Annotated in this window: 19 protein-coding genes and 1 pseudogene; 6 read left to right on the top strand and 14 right to left on the bottom strand. The window is 64.9% G+C overall.

From position 1 onward, the window contains the following. Positions 1 to 3651, bottom strand: a complete 3651-nt coding sequence (locus ABD231_RS39870) for a hypothetical protein (protein ID WP_344164906.1) — start codon at positions 3649 to 3651, stop codon at positions 1 to 3. Positions 3652 to 3832: 181 nt separating this feature from the next. Then, positions 3833 to 8368, bottom strand: coding sequence for a hypothetical protein (locus ABD231_RS39865; protein ID WP_344164903.1), 4536 nt, complete (start codon positions 8366 to 8368; stop codon positions 3833 to 3835). Between the two features lie 52 nt (positions 8369 to 8420). On the opposite strand from ABD231_RS39865, the gene ABD231_RS39860 reads away from it, so the two are divergent. Continuing rightward, entirely contained in the window at positions 8421 to 9023 is a 603-nt protein-coding gene (locus tag ABD231_RS39860) for a hypothetical protein (protein WP_344164900.1), read from the top strand. Between the two features lie 381 nt (positions 9024 to 9404). Here ABD231_RS39860 and ABD231_RS39855 read toward each other — a convergent pair whose 3' ends face one another. Continuing rightward, positions 9405 to 10496, bottom strand: coding sequence for a hypothetical protein (locus tag ABD231_RS39855; RefSeq protein WP_344164897.1), 1092 nt, complete (start codon positions 10494 to 10496; stop codon positions 9405 to 9407). 476 nt (positions 10497 to 10972) lie between these two features. Continuing rightward, positions 10973 to 11188, bottom strand: coding sequence for a hypothetical protein (locus ABD231_RS39850; RefSeq protein ID WP_344164894.1), 216 nt, complete (start codon positions 11186 to 11188; stop codon positions 10973 to 10975). Between the two features lie 90 nt (positions 11189 to 11278). On the opposite strand from ABD231_RS39850, the gene ABD231_RS39845 reads away from it, so the two are divergent. From ABD231_RS39845 to ABD231_RS39835, 3 genes are all read left to right on the top strand, one after another. Then, positions 11279 to 11803, top strand: coding sequence for a hypothetical protein (locus ABD231_RS39845; protein ID WP_344164891.1), 525 nt, complete (start codon positions 11279 to 11281; stop codon positions 11801 to 11803). Positions 11804 to 11843: 40 nt separating this feature from the next. Then, a complete protein-coding gene (locus ABD231_RS39840; RefSeq protein ID WP_344164888.1) occupies positions 11844 to 12110 on the top strand; it encodes a hypothetical protein in 267 nt (88 codons plus the stop codon). Positions 12111 to 12564: 454 nt separating this feature from the next. After that, on the top strand, positions 12565 to 12915 hold the full coding sequence (locus ABD231_RS39835; protein WP_344164885.1) for a hypothetical protein: 351 nt from the start codon (positions 12565 to 12567) through the stop codon (positions 12913 to 12915). A gap of 667 nt (positions 12916 to 13582) precedes the next feature. On the opposite strand, the gene ABD231_RS39830 is transcribed toward ABD231_RS39835, so the two are convergent. The 6 genes and pseudogenes from ABD231_RS39830 to ABD231_RS39810 form a co-directional block, all read right to left on the bottom strand. Beyond that, complete coding sequence (locus tag ABD231_RS39830) at positions 13583 to 13831, bottom strand: hypothetical protein (RefSeq protein WP_344164882.1); 249 nt, start codon at positions 13829 to 13831, stop codon at positions 13583 to 13585. A 103-nt stretch (positions 13832 to 13934) separates the two neighbouring features. Next, positions 13935 to 14471, bottom strand: a pseudogene (locus ABD231_RS42305) (LLM class flavin-dependent oxidoreductase); the annotation flags it as partial. A 25-nt stretch (positions 14472 to 14496) separates the two neighbouring features. After that, positions 14497 to 15018 (bottom strand): nuclear transport factor 2 family protein, encoded by a 522-nt coding sequence (locus tag ABD231_RS39825; protein WP_344164880.1) that lies wholly within the window; start codon positions 15016 to 15018, stop codon positions 14497 to 14499. Positions 15019 to 15053: 35 nt separating this feature from the next. Beyond that, on the bottom strand, positions 15054 to 15797 hold the full coding sequence (locus ABD231_RS39820; RefSeq protein WP_344164877.1) for a hypothetical protein: 744 nt from the start codon (positions 15795 to 15797) through the stop codon (positions 15054 to 15056). Beyond that, a complete protein-coding gene (locus tag ABD231_RS39815) occupies positions 15790 to 16515 on the bottom strand; it encodes an EamA family transporter (RefSeq protein ID WP_344164873.1) in 726 nt (241 codons plus the stop codon). The genes ABD231_RS39820 and ABD231_RS39815 overlap by 8 nt, the downstream gene beginning before the upstream one ends. Before the next feature lie 24 nt (positions 16516 to 16539). Next, entirely contained in the window at positions 16540 to 16743 is a 204-nt protein-coding gene (locus ABD231_RS39810) for a hypothetical protein (RefSeq protein WP_344164871.1), read from the bottom strand. Positions 16744 to 16822: 79 nt separating this feature from the next. Between ABD231_RS39810 and ABD231_RS39805 the strand changes: the two genes are divergently transcribed. Next, on the top strand, positions 16823 to 17716 hold the full coding sequence (locus tag ABD231_RS39805; protein WP_344164869.1) for a LysR family transcriptional regulator: 894 nt from the start codon (positions 16823 to 16825) through the stop codon (positions 17714 to 17716). Positions 17717 to 17756: 40 nt separating this feature from the next. On the opposite strand, the gene ABD231_RS39800 is transcribed toward ABD231_RS39805, so the two are convergent. After that, the gene (locus ABD231_RS39800; RefSeq protein ID WP_344164867.1) at positions 17757 to 17879 is read right to left on the bottom strand and encodes a hypothetical protein; all 123 of its coding nucleotides are present in this window, start codon (positions 17877 to 17879) and stop codon (positions 17757 to 17759) included. 47 nt (positions 17880 to 17926) lie between these two features. On the opposite strand from ABD231_RS39800, the gene ABD231_RS39795 reads away from it, so the two are divergent. Continuing rightward, positions 17927 to 18145, top strand: coding sequence for a hypothetical protein (locus ABD231_RS39795; RefSeq protein WP_344164864.1), 219 nt, complete (start codon positions 17927 to 17929; stop codon positions 18143 to 18145). Positions 18146 to 18408: 263 nt separating this feature from the next. Here ABD231_RS39795 and ABD231_RS39790 read toward each other — a convergent pair whose 3' ends face one another. The 3 genes from ABD231_RS39790 to ABD231_RS39780 form a co-directional block, all read right to left on the bottom strand. Then, the gene (locus ABD231_RS39790) at positions 18409 to 18930 is read right to left on the bottom strand and encodes a hypothetical protein (RefSeq protein ID WP_344164861.1); all 522 of its coding nucleotides are present in this window, start codon (positions 18928 to 18930) and stop codon (positions 18409 to 18411) included. Between the two features lie 236 nt (positions 18931 to 19166). Next, complete coding sequence (locus tag ABD231_RS39785; protein WP_344164858.1) at positions 19167 to 20441, bottom strand: DUF6236 family protein; 1275 nt, start codon at positions 20439 to 20441, stop codon at positions 19167 to 19169. Between the two features lie 344 nt (positions 20442 to 20785). Continuing rightward, entirely contained in the window at positions 20786 to 21544 is a 759-nt protein-coding gene (locus tag ABD231_RS39780) for a GAF and ANTAR domain-containing protein (RefSeq protein ID WP_344164856.1), read from the bottom strand. Positions 21545 to 21733 lie beyond the last annotated feature (189 nt).

Genomic DNA, 21733 nt, shown 5'->3' with positions numbered 1-21733 from the left:
TCACCGTCGTGCACGCCAGGCAGCGACGCGAGCGATCTCCTCGCGGAGACGTTCTGCGGTGGTCTCCGCCCATTGCTTCAGTACGACGGGGTCTGTGTCAGTGACACGCTGCACGAACACCTCCAGTTCGGCCTTAAGCTCCGCAGCCTCTTCCTCGATCCATCGTCCGGCGACCAGCGAGTCGGCCATCATCGAAGTGACGTCGGCATCGTGCCCGAATCGCGTGATGAGGAATCGGGCAACTGGCCCGAACTGGGTACGGAGGTCGGTGACCGCGGCCAGCGCTCGCGCCTTTCCGACATCGTCACCAACCCAGCCTTCGGCCGTCTCTACGTCTGCGGCTTCACCGAGCCAGCGCCCGGCTTCCCGAACGTAGTGATGGGATTCTGCTGCCACCCCGTTCATGAGTCGCAGCCAGGCACCGGGTTGAGTGGCGGCCACACAGGCCGGCAGGAGTTTGTGATCGTCCGGGCCCCGGACGCCGATCTGGAACCGGCCGGCCTCGATCAGTTCGATCAAGAGGTCGGCGAGTACGCCAGGTTGCTTGGTCAACTGCCGCAGCGCAAGGCGATTCCAGTCCCATTCTTCGTGGAAGAGCTTGGGGAACTGGCGGCACCGTGACACCAGATCGGCGACAACTGGGTCAACGGTTTCGATCCAGGGCGGGCGCGCGTAGAGCATCTGGTGGACGCAATCGACGACGGCGTTGTAGTCCTCCTGTGTGCTGAGCCGGGGGAGCCAGTCTTCCAGGAGCTTCTTGAGGTCCTCGTCACTGACCTTCCAGGCAAGCATGGTTCGTGCACCGTGGGCTGGTTCGAGATCGGCGCTGAGGTGGAGAACTCGAGCCGCTGCCTTCGGGCAGTGTGGACCACGGACGGTTATATACAGCCGACGGCTGGCGTCCAGCCCAGCGCCTGCGCGGGCGTCGAGGAAGCGATCGTAAGCTCCGGATTGACGCTGCTCGAGGGCGTAGAGGTAGCCAAGCAATGGGGCCGCATCCGTTCGCGCGAGCTCGACCAGTGTGGCTTCGACCGTCTCGTCTTCTCCGGTGACTTCGCCGAGGATTCGGCCAATAGCAAACAGGCCTCGCGGCTGACGCCGCAGGATGCTGAGCAGCAGGTTGACACGGCCGGCTTGGTCGACGCATCCGACGGCCGCCTGGAGCTGCGGGTAGTAGTGCTCGCCGTCGATGTCGTGTGATGGGTTGACGTCGGCGAGGTACTCGACGGTCTCCTCCGGGGTGGGGGCCGGCAGGCTGGTCTCGAGGGTTTCGAGATTCTTGAGGATGCGTTGGTCCTGGCTGTCGCGGTGGAGCAAGCGCAGCTCCGAGATCGCCGTCCGTATCGGCCGAAGTTGTGTCACTGTCAGCCTTGCTAGGACCGGGACGAGAGCGGCTGTGAGGACGTCGGTTTCCAGCAGTTCGCCGGCTGCCTGCGCAAGGCAGGTCACGGCCGAGTTGGCAGTTGCCGGATCAATGTCGTTGGCGAGCGCGCCGAGAATGGCGATGGCTTCGGCTTTGTAGTCCCAGACTGCACCCCAGGTGGTGGGCATACCACGGCTCTCGATCAGCATCGTGCCTTGACTGTGCAAGGATCCGAAGGCTGTTTCGTCTGGCTGTACCGCTCGGCTCGCGGCGAGGACGGTAAGACGGCGATCCCTTAGGTCGGTGGAGACCTGGGTTGCACGCAGATACCTGAGGCGCGCCTCGGGCGGCGCCGCCGTGTTGGGCAGGATCGTTCCAAAGAGGTTCGTGAATCTAATGACGAACGGGTCTTGACCTTCGAGGTCCTCCAGACCGACAACGGCGGGGCTGGGCTTGTTGGGATCCTCGATAGGCGCCGTTCGGGCGATGCGACGGACAAGGTCCGCGGCTCTCCGGAATGTAGTGGTGCTCCACGCGAGGCGGTCGAGCGCGCCTTGTGCGGCCTCCCATTGCTCCAACAGGTCGAGTAACTCGTCCTCAGGGCTGGCGTTTATCTCCTGCTCTACGAGGTCGCAGACAGCGTCAGGGGCAATGGCGGCCAGGTTGGACAGCAAGGTCCCGTACTCATGGCTGCCATTGGGTCGGAGGTCTTCGAGCAGTTCCTCAGAACGAAGAATGTGGCGGATCGCAGCGCCGGTCACATCTGAGGAACCGAGCTCAGCAACTCGTTGCACGAGGGCATCGAGGAGGTCGCCGCTGGCGGCCGCCGGCAGCAGGTCATTCAGAATTTCGGTCGTCAGGGTATCCCAGGCGCGTCGGGCCAGATGTACAGCCAGTGGGTGAGGTGTGATCCTGCAGATACGGAAGTCGGGGCGCTCGATCGAACTCACGCTTGAGACCAGCCCGAGTTCGTCAAGATGGGCGAGGGCTTGCCTCAGCTCGATCTCGGTGACCGGGAGTGCGGATGCGAGTTCGCCAAGAACGTTTGCGTCGCCACCGATCGAAACGGAGGGGACGAGCGCGACGACGTAGTAGGCCAGGCGGTTGTTGGCCTTGGGAAGGTCTGCGGTGATGTAGGTCTCGATGATGTCTTGGTTGATCAGCTCATCGACCGTGGCCTTCGGGTTCTGGCTGAAGGCATCCGCGAAGACCTGCGCCAGCCGGGGGTTGCCGGCCGAGGATGCTGCAGCGAAGGCTCGGTGTTCTGCGGACAGGTTCGGTCGCGCAGTCTTGATGACGCTGGCGACGGCATGTTCTTCTAGCGCTTCGATCACCAGAGGCTCAGAGCGTCCTCGGTATCCGGTGGGATGTCCGATGGTGATGAGGCGGACGGGCGACTTCGCTGTCAGCATCCCGGCGAGTTGTTCGTGCTGTCGAGCCTCACATTCGTCGATCACTAGGATGGTCGGCCGCTGCTGGAACTGAAGCTGGTGAAGGAGTCCTTCCGGGGCTGAGCTGTGGGCGGGCAGATAGGCGACAAGTTTCGCGTAGGGTCGGCTGCGGAGTGCCTCAAGCACTGCTCGGGTCTTGCCGATGCCGCTGACTCCCTCCAGCCGCAGATCAGGAACGCGTCGACCGCTCACAAATTTGTCGAGTTGGGTTGCTATCTCTGCGCGTGAGGATGACATCTGCCAGGTGTTGCTGAGCCGGTCGGCGCGACTCCACTGGTCAAGCGGCATCGCGCCATTACCGATCCCACCCAGCAGAGGCGATACCGCTATGGCTGGGTGTTCTTCTGCCCAGGAAGCCAACACGTTGGCAGGGAGAACCTCGAACATCCCGGGAGTTGCTGTGATCCCCTTGCTTGCCGCCGCCTCCTCCAGCGCTTTGCGTCGCTTGGTTACCTTGGCGGGCGTCAAGTCGGCGCCCAGAACGAGGCGATAGGAGCCGCCGGCACGGACGGTGTCGAGGGCCGCTGACGGTTCTTTTAGATCAGGCCTGAGCAGCTCCTTCTTACACTTTGCCGGTTCCAGGTCTCCTGCTTTGAACTGCCAGGCGCTGTCGCCAGCTGGAATGTGGCGGGTCTTGATGGCTCTGCGGATGCCGGCGTCGATGCCCAGGTCGCCGATGTTCTCGCGGTATGTCGTGCTCAGCTGCCAGCCATCCAGCCCCGCTGCGGCAGCTTCGGCATCCAGCAGCGCGTTGACGAAAGCCACGAAGCTGGTGCCGAGCGCCTCCACCTGGTGAGTCGCGACCGAGAACGGTCCACCAAAGTCGCGTGCAGTCACCGTTGTCCCCTTCGTTCAGCACGTTATGCCTCGCCCTGAGGACAAACCGCGTTCCAGCCGAAGAGCTAGCGGCAATCCCCGTCTGTCTTCAGCTTTCCTGCCCGTATCCAGAGGCAGTGATTACGTCTCAACTCTTTGGAGCTGTCGTCGCCAACCAACCGGCCCAGCCGACTGCTGGGCCCTAGCGGTGGTCGGCCGCGATGGATGTCAGGTATCCGTTCTGGTCGAGCGCGAGGAGTTTGCGTGCCGCTGGGCCGGCCCTCCCTAGCGGATCACGATCGAGTACGACGCGCAGCAACTCGCCACGGCCCCCCAGCGTCCAGTTCGGGGCCAGCTCGGACAGCTCCATGTAGCTCGCGATGCGGGCCGCAGTCAATCGGCTGAAGATATCCTGAACGTAGCGAGACTCCTCGCCCGCCGGACTCACCTTCCGAAGAATGTGGTCCACGTAGTCTCGCGCCCTGGCCTGCCAGACTGGCTGATCCTGCCGCCAAGCCATCTGTTTGACCAGCAGGAGGGCATCCCTTCGAAGGCCGACGTCGGCGGGCGGCTGCAACGAAATCGCGCTGGTCCGCTCTGCCAGCAGAGCGCCCGCCCGACCTCCGTCGTCACCGGGAGCTGCTACCCGCAACCAGCCGTTGCAACAGGAAAGTAGCCTCGACTCGAGGTCCAGCGCCCGATGGGTCGCTGTCTCTTCCGATCGCACCCAACTGCCCTCAGGCGGATCATGTCGAGCGAGCGCATCACGGATGAGATCGTCGGCGTTGAGGTCACCGCCGGGCGGCGGATCGGTGAGAACATCGCGCAGCAGTTCGAGACCGCCTATGCACAGACCCAGGTCCGAGTTGAGGACCAGGGTCCGCAGATGCTCCGGGCGCAGCCAGGTCCTGGCTGCCTGGGTTTCCCACAACTGAGCGATTACCTGTTTCGGCACGGTAGCCCGATGATCTGTCATCAGCTCGATGAGCTGGGAGCGCGCCGAAGGCTCGTAGACCGCGGCCATCGCCAGCAGGCGAACAAGGGCGACGCCGTCCCCCGGAGCATAATGTTCCACGGCATACGTCAGCTCCTCCAGCAGCGCGACCGCAATGACGTCCGAGGCGATCTGCAGAAGATTCGTCAGGCACCGGCGTCGGCGGTCTTCGGGAAGCCGGGGCAGGAGCGCCAGCACCGTGCGCCAACTAGCGATGCTGTCATCCGAGACAGCTGCGAGAGCGCCGAGAATTCTGTCGTTCGGTCTGCGCAGCGCCTCAGCCCCGAGTGCTTCGCGCAGATCGTCCCTCGCCGGCCCGGCAAGGGACGACGCAAGTTCGTCGATGACAAGGCTCACGCCTTGGGACACGGCCTGCGGGGTCAGCCGACCACCGGCGAACTCCGCGGCGAGCGCTTGCGCGACCTCGACGTTCGCCCCGGCCTGGCAGGCAGATCGCAGCGCCATGAGGCTGACGGCCGCCTCGGCGGCGTCGTCGCGGGCCCACACCCCGACCAATGAATCCAGCACTCCGGGCGAGACCGGGACCAAAGCACCGACCGCGCTCGCCCGCAAGCTCCTGACCTTGGTGTCCACATCCTGAGCTCGCAGGTACTCCAGCATGGCCTGACCGTCGTCGGTGTCGTCGTCACGCCGCCACGGCCGAGATAGCCTGATCACGGCCACCTCGGCATCGCGTGGATACGCTCCCGACCTGCCGAGCTTGACGATCCGTCCAAGTTCTCTGCGCGCGGGCTCCGGGACGTTCGGTGATTGGTGCGCGAGTACCGCGGCTCGAAACGCCGTGCCACCCCAACTCGCCAGGAATCGCCGGAGTTCGACGCACAACAGCTCGTCATAGCCTCCTGTAGCGGCTCCGAAGACCTCGAGGAAACGCGCAATAGTGTCGTCGACCAGGGTGTCCCTGGTGTCCCTCGGATTGCGGCGCGCGCTGAATACCTCAAGCGCCCAGCCGAACTGCGCTACACGGTCCGGTTCCGAAGGAATCGTGGCGATCACCTGCGCCGCCGCCGTTGCACTGGCCGGCAGTTCCGGCAACGACGCACGCTCACACAGTTGCACGGCCAGCACTGCCACCGCCGTCGCGACGTCCGGGGCCACTAGACCGAAGGTCTCGCGCAGGGCTTCACGCCGTAGACGTGTCGCCGGGGACTCCGCCGCTTCCAAAGTCTGTGCCACGAGTCGCCCGAGAAGATCGGCATCACCACGGACCGCGGCGAACGCGAGCGCCCGGAACGACGCAAGGTCGTCGTCTGGCAACAAGGCCGCCACCTGCCCGAGAGAGCCCTGCGCGACCTTGATCGCGAACGTCTCCCGCAGTACCGGCCACCAGTGCAACAGATCGTGCGAGCGGCTGACGATCTCCTGGAGAGTGCTCCTGAGAATTGGCCAGACCGCCAGTTCTCCGAGGTACCTCGCCATCGCGAACTCGGCGAACGTCTGGTGCATGAAGCGGAGCACCTTGTCGTCCAGCGGCGATGGCACGATCACGCCCTCGCTGACGAGGTTTCGTAACGCCTGCCTGTCGGCTCCCGACTCGGCAACCTGCATAGCATCGGCAGAGTCAACGATGGCCGCCCCCGATTGCGACCACATCTGCTCGGCCATCCGGCGACACAGGCGTTCCTTGGCGGCGATCAGCGAATCGGTCTCGTCGGCGCGGCCGCCGCTGATCTTCACGTTCCAGTAACGGCGGTACAGACGACCCACGTCCAGGTCGGGCGGCAGGGCGCCGGTTCTCCCGAAGAGTTCGCAGACCATGCCGAGGAGCAGAGGCGAGCGGATGATGTCGATCAGCGGCCGCCGGCTGGTGGCGAGCTCGGTCATGGAGTGCGCGAACGCCTCAGCTCCCCCTGGAGGTACGACGCCGAGACCTCGGAGGTACTCGACCACGAGCTCGACGATCTCCTCGTTCGTCAGTACTGGAACGTCGACCCGCTCGGGTCTGAGAGCCAGCGACGGCAGCTTCTGGTCGAATGGCTCGAGGTACTCGCGGTACTCCTGCGGTCTGCAGGTCACGACGACCGGCGACCCCGCACCGACAAGGGCGCCGAGCAACCGGTCGAAGAACCGGGCGGACGACGGTGACAGCACAATGTCTGCCGTGTCGATCAACACCACCGGGGCACCGTCGGAGGGCACCGGCGGCGGTACCAGCGGTCCCGCGAGGCCAGCCCCCAAGGTCCCGAGAAGCCGACTGAAGTCGTCATCGGATTTCGCGGTCCTCGCCTCGGGAGCGAGGCTGCACGCGACCAATACGTAGGGCCGACCGATCCCGCCGAGACCTGCAGCCAACTGCCCCAAGGTCACAGACTTTCCGGAGCCGGCGTTGGCGACGATGAAAACCACGCCCGGGCGATCGAGCGCGGTCATCAGGTTCCCGTCGACAAAAGCACGCCGGAGTTCGGGCAACCGTTGCGGCAGCAGCATCCTGAGTAGTCGTGCCCTCGCATCCTCGGACTGCTCCAGTGCGGGCGGAGCGTTCGATGCCGTACTGCGGGACTCCGGTACCAGCGCCGTAGAGGTGCGGAACGCGGCCGCCGATACGATTTCGATCGGCGCCGGCATGATCTCTTGCAAGGCCAGCGCGGCCACTTCGAGATAGAACCAGCGGTCCTCGTCGCTGAAGTCCGCCCGCGCCACTGTCCGCAGCGCCGCGGCACATAGCGTCAGGCGATGCTGCCGCATCCAGTCCTCGGCGAGACCGCGCTTCATTCCCCACGACGCGGCCGCCTGCACGATCTTGTGTGCGACCCCGATGTACCCGAGGATCTCTGGCGATTGGCGCACGCTGTCCGGGGAAACGATCGCCTCCGCCAGGGCAGACCGGATGGACGAGTTCTCCCGCAGGGATGGGAGCCAGGCGGCTGCTGTAGACAACAGCAGCTTGGCCGGATCGCGGGAGATCGGTGTGTCCGCGGCGTAGCGGCCGAGGTCAATCAGCTGGAACTCGTCCGGGCGGATGGTTCCGTCCGTCTGTGGCAGCAGTACGTTGCCGAGGTTCAGGTCGCCGTGGCCCTTCCCTCGGAACACCAGGACCTCCCCCTGCGCATCCGGGCCGTTGAGCACGGCCAGCGGATTGGGTAATGACCCGCGCCCGCCCGGGCAGACCAGCGCGGCCGGCGGCTGGTCCACGTTCATCCCGGCGTCGGCCAGGAACTGCCGTACGCCGTCGACTTTCGGTCCCAGATCCTGCAGCAGATAGGCCTGCGGCGACATATCCAGCGGCGAAGGGTCGTCAGCGCCATCGTTCCAGGACTGCATGAGCTCGGTGATTATGATCCCGCAGTACTCCGCGAAGCGCTGGTCCTTGGTCAGATCCTTCAAGGACACCATCGTGCCGGTGCCGGACTGTGCGACATCCTGGAGGTGCACCCAGATCCCGCTCGTACCCGGCAACGGAGAAACCAGACGGGTCCTGGTCAGATGGACTTCGGAGAACCCTGCCGGGCTCTGCTGCTGAGCCAGCATCGCCCCTTGAGATTCCGCGATTGCCAGTTCCCGGGGCAGCAGTTTCAGGATGGCGCCGGTGATCATGCCCGTGATCGGCTCGAGCATCACTGAGGCGACGTAGGAGCCGCTCGCGCCTTCGGTCTGCCACTTCCTCAGCCGCACTGCGAACGTCTGCCCCGCCGCCCAGCTCTCCAGGTCGTGGAGCAGCTGCTCGGGCAGGGCTTTCGACCACGCTTGAGGGTTCGCGAGGCGCCCGGCCTTCTCTTCCGACACAGTCCGCTCCGCCCCTCTATCCTGTTGTTCCACAGTAGCTGAGGGGGTTCGAATGAAGGTATCGGCTACGCCGCCCGCCGATCTACCGATGTCGTCCGAGGCCCGGCTCGCTCTGGCTCGCTGGCATCTCGATCGTTACGACAGGTTGCGTGCCTCCACGGCGAGCCGCGCAGCGGTGATCCTCAGTGCGAGCGCGCTGCTGTCGGCGGCAAACGCGCTGATCATCACGCAGATCCTGGGTGACGGCTCGCGGCGCGTGCCGATCGGGCTCACCGCCTTGTGTGCCGGCGTCGCGTTCGGCGGCACGGTCCTGGTTCTACTCGCCGTATTACGCGCAGCCGCTGTCCTCGTCACGCGGCAGGGATCCCGCGATCTCTTCACGGCCGGCAGCGCGGTGCCGCCGGCGCTGGTCTTCAACGGCACCGACACCATCCGCCGCTTGCACTCCGTGGATGAGTTCACCGCTGCCATCAGTACCCAAACGATGGAAGAGGCGGTCACCGCCGCCGAGATCGAGCTTTGGTTCTGCATCAATCAGCACCGCGCCCGCTACGAGAAGCTCCGCAGCGCTGCCCGGGCACTGCGCCCGGCCGCCATCGCGGTACCGGTAGCTCTCGCTGTTCTACTGATCGTCCGCCTCTGGTACCACGCCTGAAAAGCGCTGGGTGATCCGATGGCCTGGCGGCCTGGCGGATCTCTTGTTCGTGAACTGATTCGCTGAGGCGGTCGGAGGGGCAACGGATTGGATCGCTGCCATGACTGAGCCAGCGGGGCTCGGATGCGATAAGCCCGGGCATGGCGGCACCCAAGAGCCGTGGCGACGCACTCAACGATGGGCGATCCTCGTCGAAGAGCGTCGACACCGCGATCTGTACACCGCGCGGCCCAGATCGCCACCGACCGAACTGGTGACCGACCCCGCTTCACCCCAAGCGCGCGGCGCCGACGAGACCGGCACCACGGGGCCCGTCCACCGACTCCCGAGCAATCGCGCCGATCCGCTTATTGGCGCGGCTGTCAGATCACTAGCGATGACTCAGGTCGACCGGCCGACCCAAAATGCATCGCCGTCACGCAAAACGCCTCGAGCGATCGACGGACTAACGGCCTCACGCAGCATGTCCGCAGCCAGGCTCGGCTTCCCAAGATGCGCCTCGACAGTAACTCGGCCGGCGGACGCAGCCAGATCAGCTAGCTGGATCGAAGGATGATCTTTCGACCGCCCGAGACAGAAATCGGCAAGAACAGGCGGCGGGCCCTCTCCTCCGAAAGCGACATGACTCGCGGCAACACCTATGAGGACGGTTTCAACGAACGGCCGCGTTAGAAGGTTCTGCTCGTCGTGCAAGAACCGCACACGGCCATACCGGTTGTGGGCGAACGCGATCTGGTCCCCGACGAGGAAGCTCATTGGATCCATCGTTGATACGACGGTCTCTTCATCCGCAACGAAGCTCACAAGGTCTTCTGCATGTTCGTGGCTCGCGAGGAGCACGTCGAGCACTCGACCGACGTCGCGCAGCCAGCATTGCCGTCGTGCCTCGCGAAGTCGGACATAGAACGAGGCAACGGACTCCTTGGCGCCCCTCCGCTGCTTAGCCCGGGCGAGCGAGACGAACGCGGCCAACAACTGGTCCCACTGATCGCCGAGAACGCGAGGCCCCTTCTGACTCAATGTCAATGCCATCTGTCGCGCAGTACCACCGGCATAGAGATTGATCCCGCGATCGTGGGCCCATTCTTCGACGATCAGATCAACAATCTTGGCGACGATGACGAACGGCTTGTCTGCGACCATAATGCTCACCCGGCCGCTGAGGTGACCACCCGAACCGAAGGCCTCGGCGAGCGCTCTCAAGCCCGCATCCTTGGCAAACTGGGAGAACTTGGCCTCGGCTGCCTGCGTTGCGCCGGCCTTCGCGCGCAGCTCAGCCAGGACCGACGCCGCCTCCACATCATCCATACACACGGTGGCGTGGGCGACGACGAAGTCGCGGTCGGCCAGGTTCTCGCCCGACGTACCCGACTCGTCAGCCGCGACCCACACAGCGTCCCCGTCATCCGTCGTCAATTCCGATACGCACCGAGGCCAGTCGGCACCGACGATCGCGTTCTTGTCCAACTCCACCCACACGAGTATGGGCGCAACAAGCCACTCGAAAGTACTGTCCTTCCTCGGGGCTGCGGTCGACACGACTGCAGGGAAGGGACCGCCCGACCGCCAATCCCCACATGCGGCTCTACCAACTGCTTCGAGACGTCATGGCCCAACGCACACTCGAACTGGTGCCGTACACAGATTAGGAGTCAGCCGAACCGGGGCAGTCCCAACTGGAAGCCGCCGGTCGTGGCATCCGGTGCGTCCTCGCTGACTACACCGCGCCAACCCCGCGCGGACTAGGACGTCCAGGGCAGCCCTGAGCCGGGAGCTAGCGAAGAAGCGACAGCCCTTCTTTCAACGGCCATTGGAGACGGACATGATCCGCTATGAGCCCGTAGAATCGAACCGTTTGATTCTCAAGCAACTCGCGGATCGAGACCGCAACGACTCGTCGTCGCTCGGGCCAAGTCGCTGCTGCCCTCGGCAAGGTCGTAGGGAAGGCCTCAAGCTGCCGAGGGCTTGAGCGGATCGACTCTGTTGATGCGATGTCGCTCGGACTGTCCGGTCCCAGCGACCTTCCCCAAGGAGCCGACATCGTGGGGCCGACCGTCGCGCAACAGCTTGCGGCACAACGTCTTCGCGACCACGCCGGTCCCGGTCATCAACCGCTGGATTGCCGACAGCAACTCCGGCGTCCGCCACGTACTACAAATCGTCACCCGGGGCTGCGTGTTCAGTTCTGCATTAACTTCGAACCTCGCCCACGTGGCTCAACAGGCTCGCCGCGGTGGTGAAGTACGATTTGTCCCATGGATTTCGCGGCGGACCTGTCCCAGGATGGAATGGCACGTGCTGCCGTTCTGTCGCTGGCGGCCGGCCGCGACGTTGATCTGGATCTCAACTTCCGGCCTTCCGGCCACCGGATTGTCCGCCGAACCATCCTCGTCGAGGACCTCGAACTGCTCCTGCATCCCGGTTCGGGCAAGACAATCTTGTACCTCACACATCTTGCCGAGCAGCGTGTCCGACACGGAGCGGACGAGGGCCTGGAGGCTCAACGCATCCGCTCTGTAATCGCGCACGAGACCGCTTGGGCTCTGCTGACCGAACCTGAGCTGGGACGCAGACTCGATATTTACCAGCAAGCACTCAGATCCCTGGTTGAGCTGATTCGTTCCACGGAGAGGCCGTTCGCAGGACCGTCACCTCACGAGAACGAGACTCCGTCATTGGCGCGAGTCCGAGTCCTCACGCTCACCAACGCGCCCTGTGCACCTCCGGCCAACAAGTCCCGTCTCAGCAGGATTCTTGAGGGGTTTCAGACCGCAGCTTGAACCGCGGCTACTCCTCTGTCAGACCGGACCAGGAGTGGCCATGCCGCAGACTAACAACATCCTTTCCTCGATTGCCAGCGTTGCCGTGCCCGGCGCTGGTGGACTTGCAATGAACCTCGTGACGGGATCTGCCGCGTGGGCCTTCGCCGTGGTGGTCGCGTGCGCGTTGCCCACCTGCGCTATCCAAATGCGGCTCGCCTTCAGGGACCTTCTTCATTATAGAATCGCCACCAATCTGGCTGCGAAGGCCGCTACCAATCGTGCTGCGGCCCGCAAGTTCGGGGAGCTGAGCGATGAGCCGCCTTAGCCTGTTCCGGGCGCGCCGACCAGCTTTAGTCGGCCCATTGGAACTGCCATGCGATAGCGCACCGCGTACTCTTGGGCCCGCCGAAGCAGACCTTGTCGCCGAGTGTCCGCAGGGCCCCGGGCCATCCGCCAGCGGATCGCGAGCGACACTGGCGCACGGCAACAGAGGCACAGTCTCGGGTTTGTTCAAGCTCACAGCTTGACGGCCGACCAAGAGCGGAGCGACAGCGCAGACGTCTCGCATGGCCGAATTTTGTCCGGGCCACACCCGCTGCTCAGGCTCGAGCCGACTACTTGATCCGAATTCTGACCGCCTGATTTGAATCACGCGCGGCGGTCGACGCTCCCTAATACAGCAGGGCGAACGCGCGCCGTCCAGGAGCGGTCTAAATCATGTCAGGCTCTGCAGACTTGTGCGGTGTACGAAGTAGCTCGTAGGCAGAGGGAGGGTGCGCGTGATCTCTGGAGCCGCGTTGGGTGGTTATCTACTTGAGGAAGCACTGGCCAACCTTCTCAGACGCAACGGCTATCGACTTTTACAGCAGGTATCAGACGATCCGCAAGCACTGCGCAAAGCTGGTCACGGCCTGCTGGTACGCGGCCGGGGCGCCGACCATCAGGCCGACGCTCTAGGCGACCTGATAGTGCCCGCGCCGTTCTCCCTGCCCGTCCGCCTGTTCGTGGAGGGAAAGACTGAAGGTCTACTCGCCACCGACACTCCGGATCCGTTGAACGCCACATACCGGCGGGGCGTCAGAGCCAGCCACTTCAAGATTCCGCCGGAGATCGCCATCTACCTTGCGTGACCTCCACGACACGCGATTCGCGCTGCGCCCACGCTTCTATCTTCCCGACGTTCACTCCCGCTGCTTGGCAGCCAAAGTGCGGCGGTGCCAGGACATCGCTCGGATTGGACTGCCGCGAGCTTCCTCAGGTCGGTGACCTACATCGGTCGGATGTCCGTCGAAGCACCTCTTTACGCACCTCGATCAGCGCGAGAGGATGGTTAGAGATGAGCGCCGTCGAGCTATGCATGAGCACTCAATCCCTTACCAGCAAGCGATTTCGCGCATCAGCGACAATCGATGAGCAGCCTCGGCTGCTGCTCAGAACTTACGGGGTTCGGGCCGGGTGATCGGGGTCCAGATCCAGGCGTGTGGTTAAGGTGCGTGTCCGGCCTCGGACACCAGAAAGGCTCCGGAAGCACCAGCTTCCGGAGCCTTGTTCTTTCCCCCGCGCCGGACACGCGCGCTCCTCCGTCGCGTGCTCCGTCCACCGCCCGCCCCACCCACCCCTTCACGCGGCTACCGCCGCTTCCTTCAAACGCAGTCCCGCCGACCGTCGATTCGCCACCGCCGCTCCAGCGCACTCCTACGTCGCGCAACGCGGCTTGCTGAACTTGGCGGCGTCGCCCACAGCCGTTCGCGGTCAAAGTAGTTGATGGTGCCTGTGACACCACCCACAGCCTCTGTGCTACCCGAGACTGGCGGTGACCATCGGGGCGACCTCTTCGCCGAAGCGGCGGACCTGCATCTCGTCCCCCTTCTCGGGCCAGAAGACAAACACAGTGAACGGCTGTTCGGTGGCAAGTCGTACCAGCGTCTCGGCCCAGCCGCGTGCGTCGGTGCGGATCGGCGCGGCGCCGACCAGGTCGGGACTCCGGTGTGTAGTGCTGTGCGTGGTGGGGTTGATCGTGCCGACGAGCTGTACGACGCGGGTCACCGCCGCCGGCAGCCGCCCGGTCTCTTCTGCTGCGCGGTCGATGATCGCGTTGGCTGGAGCGTACTGCGTACGGAAGATAGGACGGAATCGGAGCCGCCCAGCCGTCGCCGAGCCGGCCGGTGACAGCTAGGGTGCGCGGGCCTTGGGCACCGATCCAGATGGGTACGGCCGGGCCCTGCCCAGCGAGCCCGGACACTGAAGCAAACTCGCCGTTACGGGTCACTTTCGCACCTGGCTGCCACAGTTCCCGCATCAGCTGGACCGCCTCGGCGAGCGCCCTCCGTCCCTCGGCCGAGGATCGCCGTGGCATTCCCATCGAGGTGATCGCGTCCCAGTAACCGCCCGCGCCAAGACCCAGGACGAACCGCCCTCCTGAGACGCGGGAGAGTGCCGACGCTGTACGGGCGAGCATGGCCGGCGGCCGCAATGGCAGGTCCGCTACATCGGACAACACACTCAGGCTCCGCGTACGCGCCAGCAGCTGGCCGATGAAGACGAACGCGTCGATGTAGTTGTCGACGTACGGATGATCCTGCACACCGATCAGGCTCAGGCCCGAATGCTCAGCTGCAGCTGCCAGCCGATACCCGTTCTCGAGATCGAGCGTCGGATTGATCGAGACACCGAACTGGACAGTCATGACGCACCTTTCAACAGGCCGAGAATCACGACAGGAGCGACATCATCGGCTGCCGCACCCATCCCTCGAGGTGTTCGAACACCTTGAAATAGGCCGTGGTCTGGTGCTGGATCTTCCAGCCGTCCGAGGTCCGGGCGTACTGCACGTCGTAGCGGCCGAACTGCCATGCCGCGACCCGATCCCCGTTCGCCCTCTTGACCGTGCACGGAGCTATCCAGTTCCATCGGCCGCTGGCCGAGTCACCATCGATCTCGATGATTGGCGAAACCGTGTAGTGGATGACCATCTCCAGCCGGGGCAGTGAGTCCTCGTCACGAAGCCGGTGGCAGAAGTCGAGGATCTCCTGCCTTCCCGAGAAACCGGGAGCGAAGGGGTGATATCGGCCCGTGGCGTTCTCGGTGAAACAGTTGGCGAAGTCGTCGAAGCGATCCTCGTCGAAGGCGAACCCGTACTCGTACATCAAATCCCGAATCGCTTCCAGGTCGCTGTGGTGTGCGAGTTTCGCCTCCACAGCGACGAGTCGGGCTTCCAGGTCGTTGGCTGACACCGTTGATTCCCTTCTACGGCTCGGTACGCCGTGCCTCAGTTCTGGATCGCGTCGTCGAGCAGCCGGGGCACTTCGCCGTTGAAGTCGACCCACGGATTCGTGCCCAGCAACTCCGCGCCTTCCGCTTCGACGTTCGGGTGCTCGTAGCGCATCACGAACTTCTCTGGGCCGTGCGCGAAAGCTACGACCAGGCCGTACTCGGCGTCGAGGAAGCCGCCGTGTGGCTGGAGGCCGGGGTAGCTCAGGCGCCAGGCCGGATCGCCGATCTCCACAGCGGGAAGTGACACCTTGGCGACTCCGCCGTCGGCGAGCTGGAAGAACCACGTCAGCGGTCCGGCGTACACCACCGTCATCACCTCGTCGATGCCGAGACCCTCGTCGGTGCTGTTGATATGGAGTCTGCCGAAGCGGCGCAGGGTGGCGGTCCGTGCAGCGGAGTCCATCGCCCTCATGTCGTACACCTTGGGATAGGGAGCTACTCCATGTTCCGAGGTGCTCAACAGGCCACCGCGGTGGGTCGCGGCCTCGCGGCCGGCCAACTCGATCTGCTCCAGCAACTGGTCTCTGTCGAGGTTGAAGGTCGAGATGAGTTCCGGGTGCTGCGATTCCGGAACAGCCTGCTCTTGGGACGTCTTGAGGATCGGGTGTGCCACGGTGGGGACGGGTACCTGGGAAATGCGTACGCCCACGGGGCGCAGTATCCGGTTGACGGCCTCGATGCCGATCGCATCCGGCTTGCCATCACTGTGGGAGAGCGTCAGTTCCTGCTTCTCAATCATTGTTCCTACCTCCTGATATGGGTGTGATCTGTTGGGCAGCGGACGGCGTGGTGCCCGCGCGCTGCTTCTTGAAAGTCGGAGAAATCTGCCCGGCGAGGATCGCGGCCAGGGCGAGCGCGAATCCCGTCAGCTCGACCGGTCCGAGCGACTGGCCCAGCAGCGCGGCGCCGAGGACGGCGGCGACGATCGGCGAGAGCAGGCCGAGTACGGCGACGGAAGTGACCGGCAGCTTCGTGATGCCGCGGAACCACAGGACGTAGGCGAGGAGTCCACCGACCAGGCCGAGCCAGAGATAGCCGAGCGCGGCGCGGCCGTCGATCGCGGGCGGCATCCCCTCGAACAGCAACGTCACCGGGAGCAGAAACAGGCCGCCTGCGGTCAGTTGCCAGCCCGCGAACGCTGTCGGACTGACGCCTTCCGGGCGCCCCCACCGCTTCGTGAGCGTCACCCCGAGCGCCATCGTGACCGCGCCGGCAAGACCGGCCACGATCCCGACGACGTCGAACCCCGCATCGGGGCCGATCACTACCAGACCGACGCCGACCACGCCGACCACACCCCAGGCGAACCGCCAGCCCGACGGGCGCTGCTTCAGGATCGTCACCGCCAGCACCGCGACGAGAATCGGCTGCGCCGCTCCGAGTGTGGCGGCGACCCCACCCGGAAGGCGTTCGGCGGCAACGAAGAGCAGCGGAAAGAACAGCCCGATGTTCAGCACACCAAGGGCCGCGCCCTTCGCCAGTCAGGTCCCGTGCGGCAACGTGCGGGTGACCGCCACCGCGATCAGCCCGGCCGGCAGTGCCCGGAGCAGCGCCGCGAACAGCGGATGACCTGCTGGCAGGAGCTCGGTCGTGACCACATACGTCGTACCCCAGACGATCGGTGCGAGGGAGGTGACCGCGATGACGCCGATCAACCGGGGCTGTAGTGCGGCGATGTTCTTCACCTACTCAGCGTGCGGCCCGGTCGATCAATGAGTCCAACACATGTTTGTCACTTCATCCATCGTGATTCACGATAGATCTATGGAGCTTCGACAGTTGCAGTACTTCGTCACCGTCGCGGAGACGAAGAGCTTCACCCGCGCCGCCGAACGATGCCTCGTCGTCCAATCCGCCCTCAGCCACCAGATCGCCCGGCTGGAGCGGGAACTGGGCGCCCGCCTCTTCGACCGCACCAGCCGGCGGGTCCGGCTGACGGCAGCCGGCGATGCATTCCTCCCCGACGCGCAGCAGTGCCTCGACGCCGCCGAACGCGGGGCGGCCGAAGTGGCGGCCGCTGTCGGAGAAGTCCGCGGCAAGCTCACCGTCGGCGTGATCCCGACGGTGGCGGCGGTCGACGTACCCGCCGTCCTGCGCGCCTTCCACGAGCGCTATCCACAGGTCCGGATCGGTCTTCGGGTCGGTACCAGTGAGTCATTGGTGGCCAAGGTCAAGGACGGGACGATCGATGTCGCCTTCCTCGGCCTGCCCACCACTGCGCGCCCGGACGGCGTCCGTTCCCGCAAGCTCGCTCACGACCGGCATGTGGCCGTCGTCGCTCCCGACCACCCGCTCGCAGGCGAGGCCGACGTCGACCTGCTTCGGCTGTCGACCGAGGTGTTCGTGGACTTCCCTGCGGGCAGCGCCGGGCGTGACCAATCCGACCAGGCCTTCGCGTCCGCCGGCCTGCACCGCGAGGTCCCCTTCGAGGTGACCTCCCCGGAGTTCCTCGCAAGGCTGGTTCACCTGCGCCTCGGCATCGCCATGGTGCCGTCGAACTACGCCCCGCACCTGTCCGGCGTGGTGACGATCCCAGTGCTGGACGCCCCCGTCCGCATCGAACACCTCATCTGGAGCAGGTTCGGGCTCACCCCCGCAGCGGCGGCCTTCCTCGCGGTACTCGACGTCAACCCTTCGGAGCCCGAGCCTCGCAAGTGACCCGCAGCCTCCGGGTGTAGTCGCCCAAACCAAGGCAAACTCAGCCACCACGCCACTCGGGTAGACCCGGGCGGTTCTTGGCCCCCGGCGTCGCTACTACCAACTCACCGGGCTCGGCGAGCAGGCGGCAACGGCTGAGCTTGCCGTATTCTCGGCGAGCCAACGGCGGGCACCGTCGACACCGTCCGCACGACCGGCTTGGGGGCAGGCGTGAGCCTCGTATTCGCGCTCCTCGGCGCACTGGCGGTCAGCGTTGTCGCCGATGAGTTCCTCGGCTGGGTGACGCCCATTTGCTGCTTGCTCCTCCGCGCAGGCGCCCGGCGGCTACCCCCGTCATGGCGTGAGCGGTACGCAGAGGAGTGGCAAGCAGAGCTTCTAGAACTCCCCAACGCGCCCTACCACACCGACGTCGTCTTCTCCCAAACCTGAGCCACCGGGCCGGTCCGTGCGCGACTCAGGCGGCACCTAACGGCTGCTTCAGTCCTCAAGGTCGATGCTGATGGCAACTACTTGTCGCGCACCGGACGGCGAGGGACAAGCGGGGGTGAACCGGGCCGACGCCGGTCGATGCTAATAGTCGCGGTTTACACTCATCTGCTCACCACCTCGGCCGGTTCTGATGCGCCATCTTCATGATGGCCAAGGACAAAGAAATGATTTCAACAGCCGATCGCGAAGGGCGTGTCGACCTGTCAGCCGGCCCGTTGCAGTGACTCTGTGGCGCGATTGATGACAGTGCCGAGCAGTTTGCTGTCGCTTGTGGCACCTGCGACGGCGATCTCTATCTGCGCCATCTTGGAACCGAACTGACCGACGTACCGCGTGGCAACCCAGCGAATGGTGTCGCCGCTGCGGTAGGTGTAGACGAGGGTGCTGATCGTCAACAGCCCCTGCCCCTTGGTCGATCTCGTCGTCACCGTCGAGGTTCCGACGACCCTCAGCCCTCGGGTTCCACGCAGGGCGGCTACCTTCTGCCGGAGCGCAGTCGCGGTGCTGATCCGAGAGTTGTACTCAGTGTCGAACCGGATCATCCGGTTCTTCGCCGGATCGGCAAATCGCGTCTGCCAAGACCCGAGAACCACCATCCGCCAGGAATTCGGCAGCTCCGCGGACGAGTGGTAGCCGAGCTCACTGCGGTCGAAGTACCGCCGGACAAACACCGCAGAAGCCGCCTGAGTGTTGCTCGCAGCAACCACCGTCTGAGACGCCGGCAAGCTCGCCGCACCACTTTGCACTGTCGCCGGGAAAAGAAGACCACAAGTTCCCACCGCAAACGCCGTACCGGCGCCACTTCCGAACCGATTCATCACGTTCCCTTCCGTACGGCGCACCCACCGTGGCTGCGCACCAACACAGACGAGCACGGGAACACATGAGTTCGGCCGAGCCGCACACTTCGACCGTGGTCCAACTGAATATGCCGTTGTGGAGGCCGTCCCTAACGGCCGGCTCAACGAAAGCCGAGCACTCTCCTCGCCGTGTGAAGGCTCTGGTTGATGAGCTGAGACGCCGGCGGACCGTGCCGCTCGGCGAACTCGGCGGTATGCAGCAAGTAGGTCGGCGCCGACGGAGTCAGCAGGTGCTTCGCACGCTCGTTCACCTGACCACGAATCGCCAACAGGCCTGCAGCGACCGCCGAGGTCCCGGCAAACACCGAGCCTTCGGCCAGCAGAGCACCGCCGCCCGCGATCGCGGCCGCCGCCGGCACCTCGAACTTCGCATTCAGGGTCAGGGTCGTGGCGCTCAGACCAAGACCGCGGAGCTGGCGACGCAGCTCATTGAGCGGCAGGCGGAACCTGTTGGTGATTTCCACGTCGAGATAAGCGGCCAGGACCTCGGGCTGATGGATCTCCTGGATCGCGCCCGCCAGTTCGGTAGCAGCTCGATCGACCTCCGCGCGGAATGCGACGAAGTCTGCGCCATACCGGGTCCGTACCTTGACGACATCTTCCGCCGTCCACCGGCGATCGGGTGCCGGCACCTGCAGAGCGAGCATGCCGATCACCGATCCCAACTCCCCCGTACTCGGACCCACCGCGTTGAGCTGCTCGGCGCCAGGTTCGGGGAACCGCAACACGGCCTCAGCCAACTCTGCCGCGGTTCGCTCCATGAGAAACGCCTGTGCCTCCGACGCATCAGTGATCGGAGTGAGCCTTCCCGCCCGAGCGATCTCGCTCGCGAGTGCGCACATGTACGCCCAGGCAATCTGATCCCGCATCCCGATCCAGTCAGGATCCGGATCGAACCACGTCACGGCCGGCCAGACCGCGAGGCCGAGTTCACACAACCGGTCCCGCACCGAAGGATGAACCTGGTCGGCGTGCACACCGACAATCTCGTCAGTCTCCGGTGCCCAGGTCGGCGGTGCGGGAGGGTCGATGCGCGCGAGCTCCGGATGCCGGCTCGGCCCGTTGTCGATGCGGACCGCCCGCGGGTACTCGGGGTCGGGACTGGGCTCGGGGAGGCCGAAGAGGTCGTGCAGCCGACCGCCGTACTCGTCCAGCATCTCCAGGAAAGCCGGCGCCAGAGAGGCCGCGGCCGGCGCAGGCCGAACGTTCACCATCAGGTCGAGGTCGCTGGTCAGCGCACGGACTGCGGTCGAGTCAGTCGGACCGAAACCGGCTGGAACTATCCGGCCGATCTTCTGCCAGTACAACGCCGCCCCGAACAGCCAGTCCTGATCCCGGACGTGGATATACGGGTAATAGAGGCCGATCGCCGACATTGTCTCTCCCCTCAGGCATGGAACACCAGTCTCGCGTGCAGGCTCCGACCATTCCACTCCCGGGCTAGCCGACGCGCCGGAGAGCTCGCGCTGACCAAGCGAAACAGATTCGCTCAAGACGGATGTGCTCGTCCGCACCCCGTTTCGCTGCTGGTCTCGCGGCCATGACTACCTGTATCTCGCAGGCATACGACGAGGCTTGCACGGTGATCCGTACGCCGTTCGAGTTGACCATCCAGTACTCGCCCGCTGCGAGCTCTACCACCGTCGGGACTCCTTCCGTCGCAGCCAAGCGCAGGGTCGGACGTTGGGCCTAGGGAGATCTGCGTGCTCAAGGTTGTATGTCAAGACTTCCGGGGTGGTCGCGAATAGTTGCTAACAGCAACGGATTGCGGAGGGTGGGGCCTGGTTCCGGGGAGATTGCGGGTGTCGATCAGGTCCTGAGCCACGGCGCGCAGCTTTGTGTTCGTGTCTTGGGAGCAGTGCTGCAGGATGGCGAAGGCCCGATCGGAGTCGATGCCGAACCGTTCCATCAGGATTCCTGCTGCTTGGCCGATGAGTCTGCGGGACTCGACAGTCTGGGTGATTGTCTGGTCGTGTACGGCGGTGGCTACGGCAACACCAGCGTGTTGCGCGAGGATGGCGGCGGCGGTCTCATCGTCGTCGCCGTACGCGTCGGGCTCTGTGTAGTACAGCGACAGGACACCGATCGCTCGCTCCTGGTAGGTGATCGGAAGGTGCAGGTCGCTTCCGATGCCGAGCTCGGCGGCTTCCTTCCGGAAGCGTGGCCACTCGGACTTGCTGACGCTGTCGTGATCCACGACGGCGGACCGCTCGGCGAGCGCCGACAGCACCGGTCCTTCGCCGCTGTCGGCTTGAACTTGGTAGAGCGTTTCCACGACGGGCGCGGTGGCGGCACCGATCTCGAACGGCCCATCGTGAGCGGCCAAGGCGATGCCGGAGAAGCTGCAGCCAACCGCTTCGACTGCGAAGTCGGCGACCGTCCCGGCCGTATCGATGACGCCGTCGGCGTCGTACAACTTCAGGGCAAGCTGCGCGAAGGACTCCACCGCGTCACGGCTCTGTGGGTCCACAGCTGTCATCCCCAGAACGACGTCAAGTACGCGTCAACACTACGCCAGCTGGTCAGAGTGATCCTGATAGCCAGGACCACGCGAGCTCGAACTTCCTCTGCAGCCTGAGCTGAATCGCCTCCATCACGACGCGCTCCAGCTGCTTGCCCACGACCGGTACGGCGACTGTCGCGTTGACGTGGAGGTCGAACGACTGGG

Origin of the sequence: Kribbella yunnanensis (assembly GCF_039529655.1) — a bacterium.
Lineage (GTDB): Bacteria > Actinomycetota > Actinomycetes > Propionibacteriales > Kribbellaceae > Kribbella > Kribbella yunnanensis.
Note: the sequence above shows the minus strand (reverse complement) of the source record. Positions and strands in the feature narration are given on the sequence as shown.